At 43.4% G+C, this 318-nt stretch carries 1 protein-coding gene; it reads right to left on the reverse strand.

The window, feature by feature from the left end; genetic code table 11:
• On the reverse strand, positions 1-318 hold a 318-nt coding region (locus tag AC1M9K_RS14605), incomplete at both ends, for a GA-like domain-containing protein (RefSeq protein WP_481589652.1).

Here is a 318-nt window from a genome sequence, read left to right on the forward strand (position 1 = left end):
ATCGCGGCATCAACATCATCAGCAATACCATTGCTATCTGTATCGTTCACTGCTGGTACAACTGTATCTAGAGCATCTAAACGAGCATCTAAGCTATCTTTAGCTGCTGATGCAGGTAATGCATCAACCAAGCCTTGTGCTGTACCTTTCAACACATCTAATTGATCTTTGATCGCTTGTAATTGAACTTGCGTTGCTGGACTGATCACACCATTTTTAGCAGCAATTGCCTCTACCAATTCATCATGCTTAGCTTCTGCAGTTTGAACCGCTTGTGTTGCTGCTGCAATCGCGGCATCAACATCATCAGCAATACCA

It is taken from the genome of Acinetobacter sp. 24-47-67, assembly GCF_056779735.1.